Below are 22781 nucleotides of genomic sequence, written 5' to 3'. Positions count from 1 at the left end.
TGCGAGCCGTGCTCGCGCGTTCGGGCGGGTTGCCCCGCCCATTTCCGGAATTACAGGTCCAGCAGCAGGCGGGCCGGGTCTTCGATCGCTTCCTTGATCGCCACCAGCGACAGCACCGCTTCGCGGCCGTCGATGATCCGGTGGTCGTACGACTGCGCCAGGTACATCATCGGGCGGGCGACGATCTCGCCGTTCTCGACCACGGCACGTTCCTTGGTCGCGTGCATGCCGAGGATCGCCGATTGCGGCGGGTTGATGATCGGGGTCGACATCATCGAACCGAAGGTGCCGCCGTTCGAGATCGTGTAGGTACCGCCGGTGAGTTCGTCCAGACCCAGCTTGCCTTCCTGCGCGCGCTTGCCGAAGTCGGCGATGGTCTTCTCGATGTCGGCCAGCGAGAGCTGGTCGGCGTTGCGGATCACCGGTACGACGAGGCCGCGCGGCGAACCGACGGCAACGCCGATGTCGAAGTAGCCGTGGTAGACGATGTCGTTACCGTCGACCGACGCGTTGACGATCGGATACTTCTTCAGCGCGTGCACGGCCGCCTTGACGAAGAAACCCATGAAGCCGAGCTTCACGCCGTGTTCCTTCTCGAAGCGGTCCTTGTACTTGTTGCGCAGGTCCATCAACGGCTTCATGTTGACTTCGTTGAACGTCGTCAGGATGGCGTTGGTCTGTTGCGACTCGAGCAGGCGCTCGGCCACGCGCTGGCGCAGGCGGCTCATCGGCACGCGCTGCTCGGCGCGTTCGCCGGCGGCAACCGGCGCTGCAGCCGGTGCGGCGGCCGGCTTGTTCAGCGCGTTCTGCACGTCTTCCTTCAGCACGCGACCACCACGACCGGTGCCTTCGACCTTCGACACGTCGACGCCGGTGTCGGCAGCGAGCTTCTTCGCGGCCGGCATCACGGCCGAACCGAAACCGAGTGCCGAAGCCGGCACGCCGGCCGAAGCCGCGGCGGCTTCGATGCGCTGCTGCTGTTCGACGATGGCTGCGCTCGGCGCCGATACCGCCGGCGCCGCTGCGGCCACCTTGGCCTCGGTGTCGATGGTCGCGATCAGCTCGTCGCTGCCGACGGTGTCGCCTTCGTTCTTGATGATCGACACCAGCACACCGGCTTGCGGCGCCGGGATTTCCAGCACGACCTTGTCGGTTTCGATGTCGATCAGGTTCTCGTCGCGCGCTACGGCTTCGCCGGCCTTCTTCTTCCACGTCAGCAGCGTGGCTTCGGTCACGGATTCCGGCAACTGCGGTACTTTGACTTCGATGATCATTGATGTTTCTCCAATTCGTTCCAGCTCGGGTTCCAGCTTGGGTTCCGGCTTGAGGCGGTTCGGGGCGGCGGCGCCGCCCCGCGGCAATTACAGCGTCAGTGCTTCGTCGACGAAGGCCTTGAGCTGGGCGGTGTGCTTGCTCATGTAGCCGACGGCCGGCGATGCCGACGACGGGCGACCTGCGAACTTGAGTTCCTGCTTCGGCGAGGTGCAGCCTTCGAGGCGGTGGCGGATCTGGTGCCAGGCGCCCTGGTTGCGCGGCTCTTCCTGGACCCAGACGACTTCGCGGGCGTTCGGATACTTCTCGAACTCGGCCTGCAGCTCTTCGGTCGGGAACGGGTACAGCTGCTCGACGCGGACGATGGCGATGTCCTTGATCTCGCGTTCGGCACGGGCCGTGGCGAGGTCGTAGTACACCTGACCGGCGCAGACGAGGACGCGCTTGACCTTCTTGGCATCGAGTTCGGCGGTATCGCCGATCACGTTGCGGAAGGCGCCGCTGCTGAACTGCTCGATCGGGCTGGCGGCAAACTTCGCCTTCAGCAGCCGCTTGCTCATGATGATGATCAGGGGCTTGCGGACCGGGCGCAGCATCTGCCGGCGCAGCACGTGGAAGATCTGGCTGGCTTCGGACGGCTGCACGACCTGGACGTTGTGCTCGGCGCACATCTGCAGGTAGCGCTCGACGCGGGCCGAGCTGTGTTCCGGGCCCTGGCCGTCGTAGCCGTGCGGCAGCATCATCGTCAGGCCGCACAGGCGGCCCCACTTGGTTTCGCCCGAGGTGATGAACTGGTCGATCACGACCTGCGCGCCGTTGGCGAAGTCACCGAACTGCGCTTCCCAGATCACCAGCTCTTCCGGCGCCGACGAGGCGTAGCCGTATTCGAACGCCAGCACCGCCTCCTCGTTCAGGATCGAGTCGATGACGGTGAAGTGCGCCTGGCTGTCCGACAGGTGCTGCAGCGGAATGTAGGCGCCCTGGTCCCATTTCTCGCGGTTCTGGTCGTGCACGACGGCGTGGCGGTGGTTGAAGGTGCCGCGGCCCGAGTCTTCACCCGAAATCCGCACCGCGTAGCCTTCGGTCACCAGCGTGGCATAGGCGAGCGACTCGGCCATGCCGAAGTCGACCGGCGCGTTGCCGGCGACCATTTCACCGCGTTCCTTGAGGATCTTCTCCACGTTGGCGCGCAGCTTGAAGTTTTCCGGCACCGCGTTGAACTTCTCGGCCAGACGCTGCAGGCCGCCCAGACGCACCGCGGTATCGACCGGGTGGCGCCAGTGGTTGCCCATGTACTTGCCGAAGTCGATCGCGAAGTTGCGCTTGTAGTCGGTCAGCGTGGTCTGTTCGACGTGCTCGCCGCGATCCAGTGCCGCGCGGTAGGCGTCGATCATTTCGCTGGCTTCGGCTTCGGAAACGACGCCTTCGGCCACGAGACGGTCGGCGTACTTCTTGCGTACGCCCGGGTGCTGGCCGATCTTCTTGTACATCATCGGCTGGGTGACGAAGGGATCGTCGGCCTCGTTGTGGCCCCAGCGACGGAAGCAGACGATGTCGATGACCACGTCCTTGCGGAAGGTCTTGCGGAACGCCATCGCCGCTTCGACCACGAGGCACACGGCCTCCGGATCGTCGCCGTTGACGTGGAAGACCGGCGCTTCGACCATCTTGGCGATGTCGGTACAGTACAGGGTCGAACGGTTGTCGCGCACGTCCGAGGTCGTGAAGCCGACCTGGTTGTTGACGACGATGTGCACGGTACCGCCGGTACCGTAACCGCGCGTCTGCGACAGGTTGAACGTGCCCTGGTTGGTGCCCAGGCCGATGAAGGCCGAGTCGCCGTGGATCAGCACCGGCAGCACCTGGTCGCCGGTCTTGTCGTTGCGGCGCTGCTGGCGCGCGCGGACCGAACCGACCACCACCGGGTTGACGATTTCAAGGTGCGACGGGTTGAACGCGAGGCTCAGGTGCACCGGGCCGTGGGCGGTCGGAATGTCGCTCGAGAAGCCCATGTGGTACTTCACGTCGCCCGAGGCGAGCTGCGTGGTGTAACGGCCTTCGAACTCGCTGAACAGGTCGCGCGGCTGCTTGCCAAGGATGTTCACCAGCATGTTCAGGCGGCCGCGGTGGGCCATGCCGATGACGATTTCCTGCACGCCGGTCGCACCGGACAGCTGGGTCAGGTAGTCCATCGCCGGAATCAGCGAATCGCCGCCTTCGAGCGAGAAGCGCTTCTGGCCGACGTACTTCTTGTGCAGGTACTGCTCGAGCGTTTCCGCCGCGGTGACCTGCTTGAGGATGCGTTTCTTCTGGCTGGCGTTGTACTGCGAGGTCGAACGGCGCGACTCGAACCATTGCTGAACCCAGTGCTTCTCGTCCGAGCGGGTGATGTGCATGTACTCGAGGCCGATGCTGCCGCAGTACGTCTGCTTCAGGAAGGACAGCACCTCGGCGAGCGAAGCCTTTTCCATGCCGGCGATGTTGGTGCCGAAGACCTTGGCCTGGTCGGCATCCGAGAAGCCGTGATGCTTCGGATCGAGCTCGGGCACGTAGGCCTGGTCCATCCGGCGCAGCGGATCGAGCGCTGCGTTGCGGCTGCCGAGTACGCGGTAGGCGGAGATCAGCCGCAGCAGGTTGATCTGCTGGCGCACCGCCTTCTCGTCGGCGGCACCCGCAGCGGCGACGATACGCGGCTTGCGGGCCATCTGGCGGAACGATTCCTCGATCGGCGCACGCGGCACATCGCGCTCGATCGCACCGGCCGTCTGCTGCAGCCGGTCGAAATACTCGCGCCATTTGCCGTCCACCGACGTCGGATCGGCGAGGTACTGTTCGTACAGTTCCTCGATAAACGGTGCATTCCCGCCGAAGAGGTGAGAACTAACCTGATACTCGGTCATCATTGTGGTTCTGTCCTGTCTATCTAGCCAGACGCAGCGGGTCTTGTTGCCCGGCTGCTATGGTATTGCGCCGCCCTCGAGAGGCGGCGCATCCACGCGGTTAACCGCGATTTTTGATATCTACGTAGTCGCGACGCGGCGAGCCGGTGTACAGCTGGCGCGGACGGCCGATCTTCATTGCCGGGTCCGAAATCATTTCGTTCCAGTGGCTGATCCAGCCAACGGTACGGGCCAGCGCGAAGATCACCGTGAACATCGACACCGGAATGCCCAGCGCGGTCAGCACGATGCCCGAGTAGAAGTCGACGTTCGGGTACAGCTTGCGCTCGATGAAGTACGGGTCTTCCAGCGCGATCTTTTCCAGTGCCATCGCCAGCTTGAACTTCGGATCGTTCTCGAGGCCGAGTTCCTTCAGCACTTCGTCGCAGGTCTCTTTCATGATCGCTGCGCGCGGGTCCATGTTCTTGTAGACGCGGTGACCGAAGCCCATCAGCTTGTGGGTCTTGTTCTTCACGCCTTCCATGAACGCCGGGACGTTCTCGACCGAGCCGATCTCGTCGAGCATCTTCAGCACGGCTTCGTTGGCGCCGCCATGCGACGGGCCCCACAGGCAGGCGATGCCGGCGGCGATGCATGCGAACGGGTTGGCACCCGACGAGCCGGCCAGACGCACGGTCGAGGTCGACGCGTTCTGCTCGTGGTCGGCGTGCAGGATCAGGATGCGGTCGAGCGCCTTCACCAGCACGGGGTTCGGCTCGTACGGCTCGCACGGCGTCGAGAACATCATGTGCAGGAAGTTGGCGGTGTAGCCGAGGTCGTTGCGCGGGTACTCGAACGGCAAGCCCTGGTTGTAGCGGTAGCACATCGCGGCGATCGTCGGGATCTTCGAGATCAGCCGGTAGATCGCGACACGGCGGTGTTCCGGATCGGCGATGTCGAGGCTGTCCTGGTAGAACGCCGACAGCGCGCCGACCACGCCGACCATCATCGCCATCGGGTGCGCGTCACGGCGGAAACCCTGGAAGAAACGGGTCATCTGGTCGTGCACCATGGTGTGCTTGGTGACGACGCGGACGAAATCGTCCTTCTGCGATTTGGTCGGCAGTTCGCCGTAGATCAGCAGGTAGCACGATTCGAGGTAGTCCGAGTGCTCGGCCAGTTGCTCGATCGGGTAGCCGCGGTAATAGAGTTGGCCAAGGTCACCGTCGATGTAGGTGATCTGCGATTCGCACGCCGACGTGGCGAGGAAGCCCGGGTCGAAGGTGAACATGCCGGTCTTCGAAAAGGCACGGATGTCGACCACACTCGGACCGAGCGTTGCCGGCAGCACCGGCAGATCGATCGACTGCTCACCATTCTTGTAAGTCAGGGTGACCTTGTTTTCCATCTCTATAGGCTCCAGGTTGGGTGCGGGATCGAGCCCGCCACCGTTATCGTTGTGCTGCGCGGATGCGCTCGATCATCGGCACGAGTCGCGCGTCGGGACATGCGACCGCACCGTTCACGTAGGCCAGGAAATCCTGGTCGGGAAGCAGCAGGACATCGCCATAGAGCGCCAGTTCGGCGTCCGACAGCGTCGGCAGCACATCGGCAACGAAACGCTCCAGCTGCAGGTCCAGCTCCAGCAGGCCGCGGCGCGAGCGCCACAGGATGCGTTTCAGCTCTACTTCTTCCATGCCTCACTTCCCCTTGTCGTCGACCGATCCGTGATCAGGCGATGCGCTTGACCATCAGATCCTTGATCTTGCCGATCGCCTTGGTCGGATTGAGTTCCTTCGGGCAGACGTCGACGCAGTTCATGATCGAGTGGCAGCGGAACAGCCGGTACGGGTCTTCCAGATTATCCAGACGCTCGTTGGTCGCCGTATCGCGGGTATCCGCAATGAAGCGATAGGCGGCGAGCAGGCCGGCCGGGCCGACGAACTTGTCCGGGTTCCACCAGAACGAAGGACAGGACGTCGAGCAGCACGCGCACAGGATGCACTCGTACAGGCCGTTCAGCTCCTCGCGGTCTTCCGGCGACTGCAGACGCTCGCGATCCGGCGCCGGCGTGTCGTTGATCACGTACGGCTTGATCGAGTGGTACTGCTTGAAGAACTGCGTCATGTCGACGATCAGGTCGCGCACCACCGGCAGGCCCGGCAGCGGACGGATCTGGATCGGCTGCTTGAGCGTGTCGATGTCGGTCACGCAGGCCAGGCCGTTCTTGCCGTTGATGTTCATCGCGTCCGAGCCGCAGACGCCTTCGCGGCACGAGCGGCGGAACGAGATCGCATCGTCGACGACCTTGAGCTTGACCAGCGCGTCGAGCAGCTTGCGGTCGGTCGAATCGAGTTCGACGGTGTAGTCCTTCATGTACGGCTTCGCGTCCTTTTCCGGATCGAAGCGGTAGATGCTGAATTTGACGGTACGGGTAGTCATTGATGCATTCCCCTCAGTAGGAGCGGGTCTTCAGGGCGATCGTATCGACCGACAGCGGCTTCATCGTCACCGGCTTGTACTTGAGCTGGTTGCCGTCGCGATGCCACAGCGTGTGCTTGAGCCAGTTTTCGTCGTCACGGCCGTTCGGGCGCTCCGGCGTGTCCTCGGCGTCGTCGCGGACGTGGGCGCCGCGCGATTCGGTGCGGGCATCGGCCGAGATCATCGTCGCCTTGGCGACTTCGATCAGGTTCTCGAGCTCCAGCGCTTCGAGGCGCGCGGTATTGAAGGTCTTGGACTTGTCGGCAATCTCGATGGTCTTGACCAGCTTTTCGACTTCCAGAATCTTCGCCACGCCTTCGGCAAGCATGTCCTTGAAGCGGAACACGCCGCAGTGTTTCTGCATGGTGGCCTGCATTGCGGCACGGGCGTCGTTGACCTGCGTACCGTTGCTCTGCTGGTTCAGACGCTCGACGCGGGCCAGCGAACGTTCGACGTCGGCCATCGCCAGCGCCGGCAGATCCTTCGGCGCGGTCTTGATGTAGTCGATCATCGAGTTGCCCGAGCTCTTGCCGAATACCAGCAGGTCGAGCAGCGAGTTGGTGCCGAGGCGGTTGGCGCCGTGCACCGACGCGCAGGCGACTTCGCCGGCGGCGTAGAAACCGGTCACCGGCTTCTCGTCGACGATCACCTCGCCCTTGTAGTTGGTCGGAATGCCGCCCATCTGGTAGTGGCAGGTCGGCACGACCGGAATCGGCGCCTTGATCGGGTCGACGTTGGCGAACTTGATCGAGATCTCGCGGATGCCCGGCAGCTTGGACTTGATGACTTCCGGGTCCAGGTGGGTGATGTCGAGCAGCACGTGGTCCTTGTTCGGACCGCAACCGCGACCTTCGTTGATCTCGGTGACCATGGCGCGCGATACGACGTCGCGCGACGCCAGATCCTTGGCGTTCGGCGCGTAACGCTCCATGAAGCGCTCGCCGGCCGAGTTGCGCAGGATACCACCCTCGCCGCGTACGCCTTCGGTGATCAGCACGCCGGCACCGGCGACGCCGGTCGGGTGGAACTGCCAGAATTCCATGTCTTCGAGCGGAATGCCGGCGCGTGCCGCCATGCCGAGGCCGTCACCGGTATTGATGAAGGCATTGGTCGACGACGCGAAGATGCGGCCGGCGCCGCCGGTGGCGAACAGCGTCGCCTTGGCCTGGAACACGTAGACGTCCGACGTTTCCATTTCCATGGCGACGACGCCCTGGACGTTGCCCTGCTCGTCACGAACGAGGTCCAGCGCCATCCATTCGACAAAGAACTGCGTATTGGCGCGCACGTTGCGCTGGTACAGCGCGTGCAGCATGGCGTGGCCGGTACGGTCGGCGGCGGCACAGGCGCGGCGGACCGGCTTTTCGCCGAAGTTGCTCATGTGGCCGCCGAACGGACGCTGGTAGATCGTGCCGTCGGCGTTGCGGTCGAACGGCATGCCGAAGTGCTCGAGCTCGACGACGACGTTCGGCGCTTCGCGGCACATGAACTCGATCGCATCCTGGTCGCCGAGCCAGTCGGAACCCTTGACGGTGTCGTACATGTGCCAGTGCCAGTGGTCGGGCTCGGAGTTGCCGAGCGATGCCGACACGCCACCCTGCGCCGCCACCGTGTGCGAGCGGGTCGGAAACACCTTGGAGAGCACGGCGGTCTTCAGGCCGGCTTCGGACAGCTGCAGTGCTGCGCGCAGACCGGCACCGCCGGCGCCGACGATCACTGCATCGAATTTACGAACCGGAACCGACATTACGCACCCCACACGACTTTAACCGAGTAAACAAAGCTGGCGACGAGCCAGAGGATCGTCAGCACATGCAGCGTCAGACGCACGCCGGTGTGATAGGCGTAATCCATCCAGATGTCGCGGGTACCGACCCAGGCGTGCCACAGCACCGCGACGATGGTCACGGTGGTCAGCACCTTGACCCAGGTACAGGCGAACAGCGCCTGCCAGGCTTCGAACGACGCACCCGAGGCGAACAGGACGAAAGCGGCGACACCGATGCCGTAGACCAGCATGATCACGGCGGTCACGCGCTGAACCAGCCAGTCGCGCAGACCGTAGTGCGCACCGACAACCTTGCGATTTACCATGCCACCACCCCGATCACGACAGTAAGAACCAGGCTGACCGCCATGACGAGCTTCGCGCTCAGGCGCGCGGTCGGCAGATCGATACCCTTGTGGATATCCATCAACAGGAAACGGGTGCCGGCACAGGCGTGGTGCAGCAGACCCCACAGCACGACCAGCAGGCCGAGCTTGACGACCGGATGGCCGATACAGGCGCGGAACGCGTCAAAACGCTCAGCGGACGACAGCGAGCCTTCCAGCGCGTACAACACAAAGGGAATCGCCAGCACCAGCAGGGCGCCACTGATCCGGTGCAGACCCGACACGATGGCAGGCAGGGGGAACCTGATCTGCCACAGCGCCAAGTGCTTGGGGCGTGTTTTGTTCATACGCGCTTATCCTCTCCTTGATGATCGGCACCGGCGACCCACTCGCCAGCGCCTTGCCAGCCTGCCGCCACCGTCCCGGCGGCGTTCAGGCCACATTCTGTCAAACCTCGCCGGGCAGCACACTGCGGCTTTCCCGACCTCGCCCGCCATCAGCCCTGCATCAGCACCGGCGGCTCGAATGCCCACTGCTCGGTCTTCATCCAGGCCACGCTCCACATCTGCGGCCGCCCTTCGAAATCCCGCGCCAGACGCACCACCTGCAGCAAGGGTTCGTTGAGCTCGCACTGCAACAATCTTGCCTCGGCCTGCGATGCCGGCAACGCCTTGTAGCGTACCTCGGCATCCTTCAGCCTCACCCCGAAATCCCGCCAGCACAGCTCGCGCACATTACCCTTGAGCTCGCGGATCCGCCGCACGTCCAGCTCGGGAAAATTCGCCTCCGGCAGCAGCATCTCCTCGATGCCGACCAGCTCGCCGGCAACCCGTACATGCCTTCTCACCTGCCACAGCGCCGCACCGCGGCGCAGGCCGAGTATCTCGGCCAGCTGCTCGCCGGCGTGGATCTTGACGCAGCCGAGCAACTCGAACTTCGGCACCTGCGCATCGTCACCGGTCAAGCCGGTAAAGCGGCCGCGAGCCAGAAAATCGTTCGCCCCCTCGACAAACGTACCGACACCCTGACGGCGGTACAGCAAGCCTTCGGCGACCAGCGCATCCAGCGCCTTGCGAACCGTCCCCTGACTGACGCCGAAGCGCACCCCGAGCTCCACCTCGCTGGGCAGCGGCTCGTCCTCGCGCCAGGCGCCCGCCTCGATCGAGACCAGCACCTCCCGCATGACCTGCCGATAGAGGGGTTGAACAGTGAGCTTGCGCATGGGCATCTGGATTGGCTTTTTATCATGTTGTCGGACCGGAGTCTACTACAGTCTTATATAAGACAAAAGATAGATGTGTTTTCGCCGACCGGCACGCCACAGCCTGCACACGGACTGGGATCGCGTGATAGACTGCTTCGGCTAAAGGCATATCTCTTTCAATACGCGCGATGCCGATTTGTGACGCATTGCCGTAGTCGTTGACGGCGGACAACCGCCGAGTTTCGGAGTGAACCAATGAAAAAACCCGTACGCGTCGCCGTTACCGGCGCAGCCGGCCAGATCGGCTACAGCCTGCTGTTCCGCATTGCTTCCGGCGCCATGCTCGGCCCGGACCAGCCGGTCATCCTGCAACTGCTGGACATCACCCCCAGCCTGCCGGCGCTGAACGGCGTCGTCATGGAACTGGACGACTGCGCATTCCCGTTGCTGCAAGGCATCATCCAGAGCGACGACCCGAAGGTCGCCTTCAAGGATGCCGACATCGCCCTGCTGGTCGGCGCCCGTCCGCGCGGCCCGGGCATGGAACGCAAGGACCTGCTCGAAGCCAACGGCGCAATCTTCACCACCCAGGGCCGCGCGCTGAACGAAGTCGCCAGCCGTGACGTCAAGGTGCTCGTGGTCGGCAACCCGGCCAACACCAATGCCTACATCGCCATGAAGAACGCGCCGGACCTGAACCCGGCCAACTTCACCGCGATGATGCGTCTGGACCACAACCGCGCACTGACGCAGATCGGCCAGAAGACCGGCAACGCCGTCACCGACGTCAAGAAGATGATCATCTGGGGCAACCACTCGGCCACCCAGTACCCGGACATCTTCCACGCCGAAGTGAAGGGCCAGAACGCCGCCAGCCTGATCAACGACCAGAAATGGCTCGAAAGCGAGTTCATCCCGACCGTGCAACAGCGCGGCGCCGCCATCATCAAGGCACGCGGCCTGTCGTCGGCCGCTTCGGCCGCCAACGCCGCCATCGACCACATCCGCAACTGGGTGCTCGGCACGCCGGAAGGCGACTGGGTCACCATGGGCGTTCCGGCGAACGGCGAATACGGTTACAGCGACCTGATCTACGGCTACCCGGTAACCTGCAAGGACGGCAAGTACACCATCGTCGAAGGTCTGGAAATCAGCGAATTCAGCCGCGCCCGCATGGATGCGACCGCGAAGGAGCTGTCGGAAGAGCGCGACGCGATCAAGCACCTGCTGGGCTGATCCGCCTCACCATGAAAACGGGCCTTGCGGCCCGTTTTTTTGTGCCCGGCTCCTGCCCCACCGGCAACAACGCAAACCGCGCGCAATAAAAAACCCCGGCCTGAACCGGGGTTTTTTATTGCGCCACCCGAAGGTGGCGACAAGCGCTTACTTGGCTTTCAGCGTGTACAGCTTCGTCTGGCCCGCAACGACCGAACCGGTCGCCACATTGGCAACACCCGCGAACTGGTCGATGTTGCTGACGATCACCGGGCTGATCACCGACTGGGCGTTCTGCTCGAGGTAAGCCAGATCGAGTTCGAGCACCGGATCACCCGCATTGACGCGTGCGCCCTGCTCGGCCAGGCGCTTGAAGCCCTGACCGCCGAGTTTCACGGTATCGACACCGACGTGGACGATCAGTTCGGCACCGTTGTCCGCCAGCAGCGCAAACGCATGGTTGCTGTTGAAGATCTTGACGATGGTCCCCGCGACCGGCGACACGACAAGCTTGCCGGTCGGGCGGATCGCCACGCCTTCGCCAACAGCCTTGCTGGCAAATGCCGGATCCGGCACTTCTTCGAGCGCCACGATCTCGCCCGAAATCGGCGCAACCAGCACCAGATCACCCGCAGCAGCCTTGGGTGCGGCGGCAGGAGCCGGCACCGGCGCAGCGACCGGAGCCGGTGCAGCCACGCCCCCCTTGAGACCACGCATCACGTCAGCCACCAGTTCGGCCTTCGGACCGATGATGATCTGGACGTTCTCCTTGTTCAGGCGAACCACACCCGAAGCGCCGAGACGCTTGGCAGCGGCTTCGTCGACCAGCGCCGAATCCTTCACGCCCAGACGCAGACGGGTAATGCATGCATCGATCGACGTCAGGTTGGCATTGCCACCGATGGCCTGCAGGTAACCGGCAGCCAGCGACGCGTTGTCCGATGCGACCGGCGCAGCAGCAGCGGCAGCGTCGTCACCTTCTTCGTCGTCTTCACGGCCCGGGGTCTTCAGGTTGAAGGCACCGATCGCGGCACGGAAGGTCACGTAGTAGATCACGAAGAACGCGATACCCTGGACGATCAGCATGTACCACTGCTGCGCCAGCGGGTTGCGTGACGACAGCACCATGTCGACCAGACCGGCACTGAAGCCGAAGCCGGCGATCCACTGCATGCTGGCGGCGATATAAACCGATACGCCGGTCAGGAACGCGTGCAGCAGATACAGCGGCGGAGCGACGAACATGAACGAGAACTCAAGCGGCTCGGTCACGCCGGTGAAGAACGCGGCGAATGCGGCAGCAATCATCAGCGAAGCCACGCGCGCCTTGTTGGCCGGCTTGGCAGCGTGATAGATCGCCAGCGCAGCACCCGGCAGGCCGAACATCATGATCGGGAAGAAACCAGCCTGATAGCGGCCGGTAATGCCGAGCACGGCCTTGCCTTCGGCGATCGACTTGGCGCCGCCGAGGAAGTTCGGGATGTCGTTGATGCCGGCGACGTCGAACCAGAACACCGAGTTCAGCGCGTGGTGCAGACCGACCGGGATCAGCAGGCGGTTGAAGAATGCATAGATACCGGCGCCGAGACTGCCCATGCCCTGGATGGTTTCACCGAAGTGGACCAGGCCGTTGTAGATCACCGGCCATGCGAACATCAGCACGAAGGCGACGAAGATCATCACGAACGACGTCAGGATCGGAACCAGACGCTTGCCGCTGAAGAACGCCAGCGCCTTGTGCAGCTCGACGTGGCTGAAGCGGTTGTACAGCTCCGCCGAGATCACGCCGGTCAGGATACCGATGAACTGGTTGTTGATCTTGCCGAACGCGGCCGGCACTTCTTTCGGATCGATGCCCTGAATCATGGCCACCGCACCCGGCGACAGCAGGGTGGTCAGTACGTAGAAGCCGACCAGGCCGGTCAGCGCCGCGGCGCCATCCTTGTCCTTGGACATGCCGTAGGCGACACCGACGGCAAACAGGATCGCCATGTTGTCGATGATCGCGGCGCCCGCCTTGATCAGGAACGCGGCCAGCGCGCTGTTGCTACCCCAACCGTTCGGGTCCAGCCAGTAGCCGATACCCATCAGGATCGCGGCTGCCGGCAGCGTCGCCACCGGCACCATCAGCGCGCGGCCGATTTTTTGTAAATATCCTAGAACGTTCACACCCTACCCCCTTTTTTCGTTCATGCAGGACGCCACCCAGTGACCCTGCTAGATACCTGCACGCCGCAACTGCCGGCACACGGGCCACCTACTGCAATGGCGACGACTCGGATCGACTCCTTCCTTTTGCCATGCACATTCTGCCTCCCATCTGACTTTACGGTAAATAAAGTTTCAGTCACGCAGAAGACTAACGTAAATAAATTAGTACTTCCGGCGAGGCGCGGCCGATTTTTCCACTTGTCCCCCGATCGTGGCAATCCATCTACCGCCATTCACCAAGGGAAATCACTTATCCCGATGAATAAACTGATGAATTAGTAACCGCTAATTTCCACCCGCATCGCCCGTACCGCAGGAGACACTTCATGGAAACGCCCGCTTCGTCGTCCTCGAAAAAGTCGGTCGCGCTATCGGGAGTGGCCGCCGGTGAAACCGGCATCTGCACCGTGGGACAGAACGGTGACAATCTACACTACCGGGGCTACCCGATTTTTGCTCTGGCGCAAGCCTGCACTTTCGAGGAGATCGCCCACCTGCTGATCCATGAGCGCCTGCCCAACGAATCGGCGCTGACCCAATACCGCCAGCGCCTGATTGCCGGGCGCAGCCTGCCGCACGAGGTTCTGACCGTGCTCGAGCACCTGCCCGCCGCCGCACATCCGATGGATGTGCTGCGCAGCGGCAGCTCGGTACTCGGCTGCGTCCTGCCGGAAAAGGACGAACACAGCGCGGCCGGTGCCCGCGACATTGCCGACCGCCTGCTGGCGGCGCAGCCGTCGATGCTGCTGTACTGGTACCACTACAGCCACCGCGGACGCCGGATCGCGACCGAGACCGCCGCGCCGACCCTGGCCGGCCACTTCCTGCACCTGCTGCACGGCGACACGCCGTCGCCCGAGCACGTGCGTGCGCTCGACCAGTCACTGATCCTCTACGCCGAGCACGAGTTCAACGCATCGACCTTTGCCAACCGGGTCATCGCCAGCACCGGCGCCGACCTCTACGGCTGCATCTGCGGTGGCATCGCAGCGCTGCGCGGCGCCAGGCACGGCGGCGCCAACGAAGTGGCAATGGACATCATCGCCCGCTACGCGGATGCCGACGAGGCCGAAGCGGACATCGCCGCCCGGCTCGACCGTCACGAAGTGATCATCGGCTTCGGCCACCCCGTTTACACCCGGTCCGACCCGCGCAGCGCGATCATCAAGGCCGTCTCGCAGCGCCTGTGCCAGACCGGCGGCAACCCGCGGCTATTCGAGATTTCCGAGCGGATCGAGCACGTCATGCAGACCCGGCGCGGCCTTTTTCCCAACCTCGACTGGTATTCGGCGTCGGCCTACCACATGCTCGGCATCCCGACCGAACTGTTCACGCCGCTCTTCGTCATGGCCCGCTGCGCCGGCTGGGCCGCACATGCGATCGAACAGCGCACCAGCGGCAAGATCATCCGCCCGACCGCCCTTTATACCGGGCCGGGCGAGCGAGCGGTCCCCACCATCGAGGACCGCCCGGCATGAGCCCCGTCGACCCGCTGCTGCGCCAGATCGCCGACTATGCCTGCAGCGACTTCACGCCGAGCCCCGAAGCGCTCGCCACGGCGAGGCTGTGCCTGCTCGACAGCCTCGGCTGCGCGCTGGCGGCGCTCGACCAGCCCGCCTGCACCCGCCTGCTCGGCCCGATCCTGCCCGGCACCCGGACCCCCAGGGGGGCACGCGTCATCGGCACCGGCGAAACGCTCGATCCGGTCAAGGCCGCCTTCGATGCGACGACGCTGATCCGCTGGCTCGATTACAACGACACCTGGCTCGCCGCCGAGTGGGCTCATCCGTCCGACAATATCGGCGCGCTGCTGGCCGTCGCCGACTGGCGCTGCCGCAACGGCAATCCGGTGACGCTGGCGCAACTGCTCGCGGCGATGGTGCAGGCGTACGAGATCCAGGGTGTGCTGGCACTGGGCAACGCGTTCAACCGGGTCGGGCTCGACCACGTGCTGCTCGTCAAGGTCGCGAGCAGCGCCATCGCCACCCGGCTGCTCGGCGGCAGCCATACGGACGTCGTCAACGCCGTTTCGCACGCCTGGCTCGACGGCACGCCGCTGCGCGTCTACCGGCACGCGCCGAACGCCGGGCCGCGCAAGTCGTGGGCGGCCGGCGACGCGGCCAGCCGTGCGGTGTGGCTGGCGCTACTGACGCGCAAGGGCGAACTCGGCTATCCGGGCGTGCTGACGACACCGACCTGGGGTTTCCAGGATGCGGCATTCCGTGGCCAGACGGTGACGCTGGCGCAGCCACTCGCCAGCTATGTGATGGAACACGTCCTGTTCAAGGTCGCCTACCCGGCCGAGTTTCACGGCCAGACCGCAGTCGAAGCGGCGACCCACCTGCACCCGCAACTGGTCGGCCGCTTCGATGCCATCGCCGGGATCGAGATCACCACCACGGAAGCGGCGCTGCGCATCATCGCCCGCGACGGCCCGCTGACCAACCCGGCCGCGCGCGACCACTGCCTGCAATACATGACCGCAATCGCGCTGCTGCGCGGCGACCTGACCGTCGCCGACTATGACGACGCCACCGGCTGCGACCCGCGCATCGACCGGCTGCGCGACAAGATGCACGTCGTCGAGAGTCCGCAATGGAGCCGCGACTACCTCGACCCGGAGCGACGCAGCATCGCCAACGGCATCCGCATCCGCTTTACCGACGGCAGCACGATTGCCGACGCGGTCGAGCTGCCGCTCGGTCACCGGCTGCGGCGGGATGAAGCCTATCCGCACCTGATCGCCAAGTTCGACGAGAACGCCACCCCGCATCTGGAGCCCGAACGCCGGCGTACGCTGACGGCACGCATTCTCGACCCCGGCTTTGATCACATGCCCGTCTCGGAACTGGTCGACCTGACCATAGGCTGATCGCCCGGCACCTGCACCACAGTGGTTCATCCCGCCGCGCCCCGCTAGAATGCGACGCACGGCCACATGGCCGCCCCTGGAACAGGCCCGATGAAATTGCGTCCCCGCACGCTGCTGATCGTGGTGCTGGCCGTCATCGGCGTCGGCGCCCTGGTCACCGCCGTCTCGACCCGGTCGTCGCCAACGCCCAAGCCCCCCGCCACCGTCGTCGTCGAACTCGCGAGCGACGACGTCGCCACCGTCGGCCGCGGCGACATCACCCGGACGCTGGCGATCACCGGCACGCTGCAGGCCGAACGGCAGACGACCGTCACCGCCCAGGTCGAAGGCCAGATCAGCGCCGTCGACGTCCGCCCCGGCCAGCCGGTCCGCCGCGGCGACGTGCTCGCACGGCTCGACGGCCGCGATCTCGAGCGGCAGGCCGCGGTTGCCCAGGCACAGTTGGCCAAGAGCCGCGATCTGCTCGAGTACAACCGCAAGCTGGCCGAACGCAACCAGAACCTGCTCAAACAGAACTTCATCTCCAAGAACGCCTTCGACACCACGCAGAACCAGTTGCAGACCGCCGGTGCCGACACCCGCAGCGCCGAGGCCCAGTTGGGACTGGCGCAGCAGGCGCTGGCCAAGGCCGTGACCCGCGCGCCGTTCGACGGCATCGTCGCCGAACGGTTTGCCGAGCCCGGCCAACACATCGGCGTCAACGGCAAGCTGTTCACCGTCGTCGATCTGACAAGCCTCGAGCTCGTCGCCAACGTGCCGGCACGCCGGATTGGCGAAATCCACGTCGACCAGCCGGTCGGTTTCGAGGTCGACGGTTTTGCCGCGCATTACAGCGGCCGCATCACCCGGATCAATCCGAGCGTCGATGCGGCATCGAAGGCCGTGCAGGTCTACATCCGCATCGACAATCGCGACGGCGCGCTGCGCAACGGCCTGTTCGCACAGGGGCTGATCGATCTCGCGTCGCATCCGGCGGTGCTGACGCTGCCGCTCGGCGCCGTCCACGACGACGGCGGCAAGTCCTACGTGCTGGCGATCGAGGCCGGCAAGCTCGTCCGGCGCCCGGTCCGCACCGGTGCCCGCGACGACCGGGCCGGGCTGGTCGAGATTGCCGAGGGGCTGCAACAGGGCAGCACGGTACTCACCGGCAATCTGCAGCTGGCGCCAGGCGCCACCGTCAAGCTGCCGCAGCGCTGAACGAGGAGCCGGTCCATGTGGTTCACCCGAGTCAGCATCCAGAACCCGGTGTTCGCGACGATGATGATGCTGTCGCTGCTGGTGCTCGGGCTATTCTCGATCACGCGCCTGCCGGTCGAAGAACTGCCCGACGTCAAGTTTCCGGTCGTCGTCGTCAGCACCTCGTACCCGGGCGCGTCGCCCGAGATCGTCGAATCGGACGTCACCAAGAAGATCGAGGAAGCACTCAACACCGTCAACGGCCTCGAACAGCTGTACTCGTTCTCGTACCAGGGTCTTTCGGTCGTCGTCGCCGAGTTCAGTCTCTCGGTCGAGCCCGAGATTGCGGTGCAGGATGTCCGCGAGAAGGTCGCAACGGTCACGCCGCTTTTCCGTGACGAGGTCAAGACACCGACGATCAGCCGCTACAGCCCGGACGACCTGCCGATCGCCTCGCTGCTGCTGCGCTCGGACCGGCTCAGCCCGCGCGAACTGACGAGCCGCGCCGAACAGGTGTTCAAGAAGCGTTTCGAGACCATCCAGGGCGTCGGCCAGGCCGAGCTCGTCGGCGCGATCACCCGGCAGGTCGAGGTCGTGCTGCAGCCGCAGAAGCTCGCCGAGGTCCGCATCGGCGTCAATGACGTGATGAACGCGCTGCGCGCGCAGAACCTCGAGATCCCGGTCGGCACGATCCAGGCGCGCGGCCGCGAGGAGGTTGTCCAGATCAAGGGCCGGCTGAAGAACCCGGCCGATTTCGCCAAGGTCGTCGTTGCCTGGCGCAATGGCGCACCGGTCTATCTCGGCGATGTCGCCACCGTCCGCGACGGCCAGGCCGAAGAAGACAGCCTCGCGCTGGTCAACGGCCAGCGGGCGATCGCCATCGACATCAAGAAGGTCAACGGCGCGAACACCGTCGAGGTCAGCGACCGGATCCACGCCGAGATGGACCGGCTCAACCGCGAGTTCGCCAATGAGGGCGTCCGGCTGTCGGTACTGAGCGACAACGCCGACGGCATCCGCGCCTCGCTCGCCGACGTCAAGACGACGATGATCGAAGGGGCACTGCTGACGATCGCCATCGTCTTCCTCTTCCTCGGCTCGTGGCGCAGCACCGTGATCACCGGGCTGACGCTGCCGGTCGCGCTGATCGGCACCTTCTTCGCGCTCTACATCGCCGGATTCACGATCAACGTCATGACGATGATGGCGCTGTCGCTGTGCATCGGCCTGCTGATCGACGACGCGATCGTCGTGCGCGAGAACATCGTCCGCCATGCCGCGCTCGGCAAGGATCATTACACGGCGGCCATCGACGGCACCCGCGAGATCGGTCTGGCGGTACTGGCAACGACATCGACCATCGTCGCGGTGTTCCTGCCGGTCGGCTTCATGGGCGGCATCATCGGCAAGTTCTTCCACCAGTTCGGCCTGACCGTGTGCGCGGCGGTGCTGATCTCGATGTTCGTCTCGTTCACGCTCGACCCGATGCTGTCGTCGGTCTGGGCCGACCCGCACGTCCACGGCGGCAAGCGGCCGCTCGGGCGCGTGCTCGATGCCTTCGAAAACGGCATGGACTGGCTCGCAAACCGCTACAGCGCGCTGATCCGGTGGAGCCTCAGGCACCGGATCGCGGTGATCGGCATCGCCGTTGCCAGCCTAGTCGCCGCCTTCATGCTCGCCCGCTTCATCGGCGCCGAATTCGTCCCCAAGCCCGACCTGTCCAAGGTCTCGCTGCAGTTCGAAACGCCGGTCGGCTCGTCGCTCGACTACACGGCGGCAAAGACCCGGCAGATCGAGGCGGCACTCAAGGATTTTCCCGAAGTGCGCGAAACGTACACGGCGATCAATACCGGCGGCGCGCAGGGCAAGAACAGCGCGCGGATGGTGATCATGCTCACGCCGAAAGCGACCCGGCAGCGGAGCCAGGACGAACTGATTGCGCTGTTCCGCGAGCGCCTTGCGGTCGTTGCCGGCGTGTCGATCCGCTCGCTGCAGCCACTGGGCGGCGGCGGCCCCGAAGGCAAGACGATCCAGATTTCGCTGCAAGGCACCGATCTGGCGCGGCTGCGCGCACTGAGCCACGACTTCACGACCCGGCTCGCCGCGATTCCCGGCGCCGTCGACGTCGAGGCCAGCATGAAGGCCGCTCGGCCGGCGCTCGACGTCGACATCAACCGTGACCGTGCCGCCAGCCTCGGGCTCGACCTTGCGCAGATCGGCAACGCGCTGCGGCCGCTCGTCGCCGGCGAGGAAAGCGGCACCTGGCTGGCCCCCGACGGCGAAAGTTACGGCGTCAACGTCCGGCTGGCCGCCGACGCGCGCGAAAGCGGCGCCAAGCTCGGCAGCGTCCATTTCACCAGCAGCCTGCGCGACGCCCAGGGCCTGCCGGTGCTGGTACCGCTGGCCGAGGTCGCGACGATCAGGCCCGCCGAGAGTCCCGTACAGATCAACCGCCGCAACCTGTTCCGCGAATCGAACATCACCGCCAACGTCGCCGGCCGCACGACCGGCGAAGTCCAGCACGACATCGACAAGCTGCAGACCGAGTTCAAGCTGCCGCCGGGCTACCGCTTCGTCGCTGGCGGCGACACCAAGAACATGACCGAATCGGCCGGCTACGCGCTCGCCGCGCTGGTGCTCGGCGTCGTGTTCATCTACATGATCCTCGCGTCGCAGTTCGGCCACTTCCTGCAACCATTCGCGATCATGACCTCGCTGCCGCTCTCCCTCGTCGGCGTGCTGCTGGCACTGCTGGTGTGGCGCAGCACGCTGAACATCTTTTCGATCATCGGCGTGATCATGCTGATGGGCCTTGTGACCAAGAACGCGATCCTGCTGGTCGATTTCGTCAATCACCTGCGACGCGAGGGCATGAACCGCCCTGACGCGATTGCCGAAGCAGGCCGGGTCCGGTTGCGGCCGATCCTGATGACGACGGCGGCGATGGTCGTCGGCATGCTGCCGCTGGCATTCGCGTTCGGCGAAGGCTCGGAACAGCGCGCACCGATGGCGCACGCGATCATCGGCGGCGTGATCACCTCGACGCTGCTGACGCTGGTCGTCGTTCCGGTCGTGTTCACCTGGCTCGACGACCTCGGCAACTGGCTGGTCGGCCGGTTCCGACGGCGGCAAGTTTGAGCAGGATTCGGGTTCCCGCCTGCGCCGGGTCCGGTTAGAATGCCGGCTGATTGTTTCAATTGACCAAACGGGTATGCGGGCATGTTGACAGGGAGTTTGGTGGCACTGGCCACCCCGATGTTTGAAGACGGCAGCCTCGATTTTGCGAGCTTGCGCAAGCTCGTCGACTGGCACATTGCCGAAGGCACCAGCGGTCTCGTCGCCGTCGGCACGACCGGCGAATCGCCGACCGTCGACGTCGAAGAACATATCGAAATCATCCGCGCCGTCGTCGAACAGGCCGCCGGACGTGTTCCGGTCGTCGCCGGCACCGGCGCCAACTCGACCCGCGAAGCCATCCACCTGTCCAAACGCGCCAGGGACGTCGGCGCCGACTACGGCCTGTCGGTCGTGCCGTACTACAACAAGCCGACCCAGGAAGGCATGTTCCTGCACTTTCGCGCGATCGCCGAAGAAAGCGGCCTGCCGACGCTGCTGTACAACGTGCCCGGCCGCACCGTGGCCGACCTCGCCAACGACACCGCACTGCGTCTGGCCGAAGTGTCCGGCATCGTCGGCATCAAGGACGCGACCGCCAACCTCGAGCGTGCAGCCGAGCTGACCAAGCTGGCGCCCAAGGGCTTTACACTGCTGAGCGGCGACGACGCCTCGACGATGGCCTTCATCCTCCAGGGTGGCCACGGCGTGATCTCGGTCACCGCCAACGTCGCACCGCGACTGATGGCGCAGATGTGCAAGGCCGCGCTGGCCGGCGATATTGCCGGTGCGCGCGAACTGAACGACAAGCTGCAGGGTCTGCACAAACACCTGTTCGTCGAAGCCAACCCGATCCCGGTCAAGTGGGCGCTCGAGCAGATGGGCCTGATCGGCAGCGGCATCCGCCTGCCGCTGACCCGCCTGTCCGACGGCGCTCACGCCGTCGTCCGCCAGGCCATGCAAGGCGCCGGTGCGCTGTAAGCCAAATTCCTTAGTGAAGAAACCGATGAAACCGTTTTTCCGCCTGATCCCGATCGCGCTCGCCATCAGCCTCGCCGGCTGCTCGAGCGATCAAATGATGCTGCAACGCAAGGTCGACTACCGTTCGGGTAGCGACAACATCTCGACCAATGCGCTCGAAGTACCGCCCGACCTGAGCTCGCCGTCGTCGAACCAGGGCTATACGATTCCGGAGCGCGCGGACGCCACGTCGACCACGACGACAGGTACCGCCGCCGTTGCCTTGGTCAGCAAGGAAGCCGCCTCGGGCACCGCGGCCGTGACGCTGCCGACGAACGAGAAAGCCAAGCTCGTCGAGGCCGGCGGCCAGCGCTGGCTCGTCGTCCAGGGCGACCCGAAGAAACTGTGGCCCGAAATCCACCAGTTCTGGCTCGACAATGGCTTCATCCTGAAGATCGACAACCCGCAGCTCGGCATCATGGAAACCGACTGGCTGGAAAACCGCGCCAACCTGCCGCAGGACTGGGTCACCAAGCTGCTTCGCAAGGTCGCCGACAGCTTCATCTCGACCGGCGAACTCGACAAGTTCCGCACCCGCGTCGAGCGCGGCAGCCAGCCGGGCACGACCGAGATCTACGTGTCGCACCGTGGCATGCAGGAAGTCTACAAAGACACCGGCGACGCCGACACCAGCCGCCTCGGCTCCACAGCTTCGGACGCCAAGACGATCTGGGTTCCGCGCAAGGCCGATGTGGAACTCGAAGCCGAGATGCTCGCGCTGATGCTGCAGCGCTTCGGCATGACCGAGGAACAGGCGGCCACCGTCGTCAAGAAGCCGGTCAGCACCCAGGTATTTGCGTCGCTGAGCGATGACGCAACGTCGCTGAAGATCAACGACAACTACGATCGCGCCTGGCGGCGTGTCGGCCTAGCGCTCGACCGGATCGGCTTCGTCGTCGCCGACCGCGACCGCAGCAAGGGCGTCTACTACGTCCACCGCGCGGCCGAGGACATCGGCAAGGAAGAAAGCAGCAGCTTCTTCTCGTCGCTGGCGTTCTGGCAGAAGGACGACAAGGGCGGCAAGGCGCCGGTACCGAAGGACTACGAAGTCCGCCTGAAGGAAGGCGTCAACCAGACGACGCTGACCGTGACCGGCAAGGACGGCGCCACCGTCGACGCCGACACGCGCAACAAGCTGCTTTCGGCACTGCTGGGCCAGCTGCGCTGATCCTTGGCCCGATGAAAAAAGGCGACCCGCGGGTCGCCTTTTTCTATGGCTTGG

The 22781-nt window shown here is 64.7% G+C and carries 17 protein-coding genes; 7 read left to right on the top strand and 10 right to left on the bottom strand.

All coding sequences use genetic code 11. The features are described from left to right. Positions 1-50: 50 nt before the first annotated feature. The 9 genes from odhB to BJP62_RS00870 form a co-directional block, all read right to left on the bottom strand. On the bottom strand, positions 51-1274 hold the full coding sequence (odhB, locus tag BJP62_RS00910; RefSeq protein ID WP_070525605.1) for a 2-oxoglutarate dehydrogenase complex dihydrolipoyllysine-residue succinyltransferase: 1224 nt from the start codon (positions 1272-1274) through the stop codon (positions 51-53). Between the two features lie 87 nt (positions 1275-1361). Next, positions 1362-4175 carry a 2-oxoglutarate dehydrogenase E1 component gene (locus BJP62_RS00905; RefSeq protein WP_070525604.1) on the bottom strand — a complete coding sequence of 938 codons (2814 nt, stop codon included), beginning with the start codon at positions 4173-4175 and terminating at the stop codon, positions 1362-1364. A 97-nt stretch (positions 4176-4272) separates the two neighbouring features. Continuing rightward, positions 4273-5559, bottom strand: coding sequence for a citrate synthase (gene gltA, locus BJP62_RS00900; RefSeq protein WP_070525602.1), 1287 nt, complete (start codon positions 5557-5559; stop codon positions 4273-4275). A 43-nt stretch (positions 5560-5602) separates the two neighbouring features. Further along, complete coding sequence (locus tag BJP62_RS00895) at positions 5603-5848, bottom strand: succinate dehydrogenase assembly factor 2 (RefSeq protein ID WP_070525600.1); 246 nt, start codon at positions 5846-5848, stop codon at positions 5603-5605. A 34-nt stretch (positions 5849-5882) separates the two neighbouring features. Beyond that, positions 5883-6593 carry a succinate dehydrogenase iron-sulfur subunit gene (locus BJP62_RS00890; RefSeq protein ID WP_070525598.1) on the bottom strand — a complete coding sequence of 237 codons (711 nt, stop codon included), beginning with the start codon at positions 6591-6593 and terminating at the stop codon, positions 5883-5885. Positions 6594-6606: 13 nt separating this feature from the next. After that, positions 6607-8379 carry a succinate dehydrogenase flavoprotein subunit gene (gene sdhA, locus BJP62_RS00885; protein ID WP_070525595.1) on the bottom strand — a complete coding sequence of 591 codons (1773 nt, stop codon included), beginning with the start codon at positions 8377-8379 and terminating at the stop codon, positions 6607-6609. Continuing rightward, positions 8379-8726 carry a succinate dehydrogenase, hydrophobic membrane anchor protein gene (gene sdhD / locus BJP62_RS00880; RefSeq protein ID WP_070525593.1) on the bottom strand — a complete coding sequence of 116 codons (348 nt, stop codon included), beginning with the start codon at positions 8724-8726 and terminating at the stop codon, positions 8379-8381. The genes sdhA and sdhD overlap by 1 nt, the downstream gene beginning before the upstream one ends. Continuing rightward, positions 8720-9094: a succinate dehydrogenase, cytochrome b556 subunit gene (sdhC, locus tag BJP62_RS00875; RefSeq protein WP_070525591.1), complete on the bottom strand. Its 375-nt coding sequence runs from the start codon at positions 9092-9094 to the stop codon at positions 8720-8722. Before sdhC ends, sdhD begins: the two co-directional genes overlap by 7 nt. Positions 9095-9243: 149 nt before the next feature. Beyond that, positions 9244-9969, bottom strand: coding sequence for a GntR family transcriptional regulator (locus BJP62_RS00870; RefSeq protein ID WP_070525589.1), 726 nt, complete (start codon positions 9967-9969; stop codon positions 9244-9246). A 237-nt stretch (positions 9970-10206) separates the two neighbouring features. Between BJP62_RS00870 and BJP62_RS00865 the strand changes: the two genes are divergently transcribed. Further along, entirely contained in the window at positions 10207-11187 is a 981-nt protein-coding gene (locus BJP62_RS00865; RefSeq protein ID WP_070525587.1) for a malate dehydrogenase, read from the top strand. Positions 11188-11334: 147 nt separating this feature from the next. Here the strand turns inward: BJP62_RS00865 and nagE are convergent, their stop codons facing one another. Further along, positions 11335-13335, bottom strand: a complete 2001-nt coding sequence (gene nagE, locus BJP62_RS00860) for an N-acetylglucosamine-specific PTS transporter subunit IIBC (RefSeq protein ID WP_083300619.1) — start codon at positions 13333-13335, stop codon at positions 11335-11337. A gap of 368 nt (positions 13336-13703) precedes the next feature. Here nagE and prpC point away from each other — a divergent pair, with 368 nt between their 5' ends. From prpC to bamC, 6 genes are all read left to right on the top strand, one after another. Further along, on the top strand, positions 13704-14855 hold the full coding sequence (prpC, locus tag BJP62_RS00855; protein ID WP_070525583.1) for a 2-methylcitrate synthase: 1152 nt from the start codon (positions 13704-13706) through the stop codon (positions 14853-14855). Continuing rightward, entirely contained in the window at positions 14852-16249 is a 1398-nt protein-coding gene (locus tag BJP62_RS00850) for a bifunctional 2-methylcitrate dehydratase/aconitate hydratase (protein WP_070525581.1), read from the top strand. Before prpC ends, BJP62_RS00850 begins: the two co-directional genes overlap by 4 nt. Before the next feature lie 90 nt (positions 16250-16339). Continuing rightward, the gene (locus BJP62_RS00845) at positions 16340-17446 is read left to right on the top strand and encodes an efflux RND transporter periplasmic adaptor subunit (RefSeq protein WP_168163766.1); all 1107 of its coding nucleotides are present in this window, start codon (positions 16340-16342) and stop codon (positions 17444-17446) included. Positions 17447-17461: 15 nt separating this feature from the next. Next, positions 17462-20563, top strand: coding sequence for an efflux RND transporter permease subunit (locus tag BJP62_RS00840; RefSeq protein WP_070525579.1), 3102 nt, complete (start codon positions 17462-17464; stop codon positions 20561-20563). An 81-nt stretch (positions 20564-20644) separates the two neighbouring features. Further along, positions 20645-21520, top strand: a complete 876-nt coding sequence (dapA, locus tag BJP62_RS00835; protein ID WP_070525577.1) for a 4-hydroxy-tetrahydrodipicolinate synthase — start codon at positions 20645-20647, stop codon at positions 21518-21520. A gap of 25 nt (positions 21521-21545) precedes the next feature. Next, on the top strand, positions 21546-22727 hold the full coding sequence (bamC, locus tag BJP62_RS00830) for an outer membrane protein assembly factor BamC (protein WP_070525575.1): 1182 nt from the start codon (positions 21546-21548) through the stop codon (positions 22725-22727). Positions 22728-22781 lie beyond the last annotated feature (54 nt).

The organism is Jeongeupia sp. USM3, assembly GCF_001808185.1.
Lineage (GTDB): Bacteria > Pseudomonadota > Gammaproteobacteria > Burkholderiales > Chitinibacteraceae > Jeongeupia.
The sequence above is the reverse complement of the archived record's forward strand: the minus strand, read 5'-3'. Positions and strand labels throughout refer to the sequence as shown.

Coding starts and splice junctions, on each gene's coding strand:
- odhB (WP_070525605.1), bottom strand. CDS start 1,274: ATGATCATCGAAGTCAAAGTACCGCAGTTGCCGGAATCCGTGACCGAA.
- BJP62_RS00905 (WP_070525604.1), bottom strand. CDS start 4,175: ATGATGACCGAGTATCAGGTTAGTTCTCACCTCTTCGGCGGGAATGCA.
- gltA (WP_070525602.1), bottom strand. CDS start 5,559: ATGGAAAACAAGGTCACCCTGACTTACAAGAATGGTGAGCAGTCGATC.
- BJP62_RS00895 (WP_070525600.1), bottom strand. CDS start 5,848: ATGGAAGAAGTAGAGCTGAAACGCATCCTGTGGCGCTCGCGCCGCGGC.
- BJP62_RS00890 (WP_070525598.1), bottom strand. CDS start 6,593: ATGACTACCCGTACCGTCAAATTCAGCATCTACCGCTTCGATCCGGAA.
- sdhA (WP_070525595.1), bottom strand. CDS start 8,379: ATGTCGGTTCCGGTTCGTAAATTCGATGCAGTGATCGTCGGCGCCGGC.
- sdhD (WP_070525593.1), bottom strand. CDS start 8,726: ATGGTAAATCGCAAGGTTGTCGGTGCGCACTACGGTCTGCGCGACTGG.
- sdhC (WP_070525591.1), bottom strand. CDS start 9,094: ATGAACAAAACACGCCCCAAGCACTTGGCGCTGTGGCAGATCAGGTTC.
- BJP62_RS00870 (WP_070525589.1), bottom strand. CDS start 9,969: ATGCGCAAGCTCACTGTTCAACCCCTCTATCGGCAGGTCATGCGGGAG.
- BJP62_RS00865 (WP_070525587.1), top strand. CDS start 10,207: ATGAAAAAACCCGTACGCGTCGCCGTTACCGGCGCAGCCGGCCAGATC.
- prpC (WP_070525583.1), top strand. CDS start 13,704: ATGGAAACGCCCGCTTCGTCGTCCTCGAAAAAGTCGGTCGCGCTATCG.
- BJP62_RS00850 (WP_070525581.1), top strand. CDS start 14,852: ATGAGCCCCGTCGACCCGCTGCTGCGCCAGATCGCCGACTATGCCTGC.
- BJP62_RS00845 (WP_168163766.1), top strand. CDS start 16,340: ATGAAATTGCGTCCCCGCACGCTGCTGATCGTGGTGCTGGCCGTCATC.
- BJP62_RS00840 (WP_070525579.1), top strand. CDS start 17,462: ATGTGGTTCACCCGAGTCAGCATCCAGAACCCGGTGTTCGCGACGATG.
- dapA (WP_070525577.1), top strand. CDS start 20,645: ATGTTGACAGGGAGTTTGGTGGCACTGGCCACCCCGATGTTTGAAGAC.
- bamC (WP_070525575.1), top strand. CDS start 21,546: ATGAAACCGTTTTTCCGCCTGATCCCGATCGCGCTCGCCATCAGCCTC.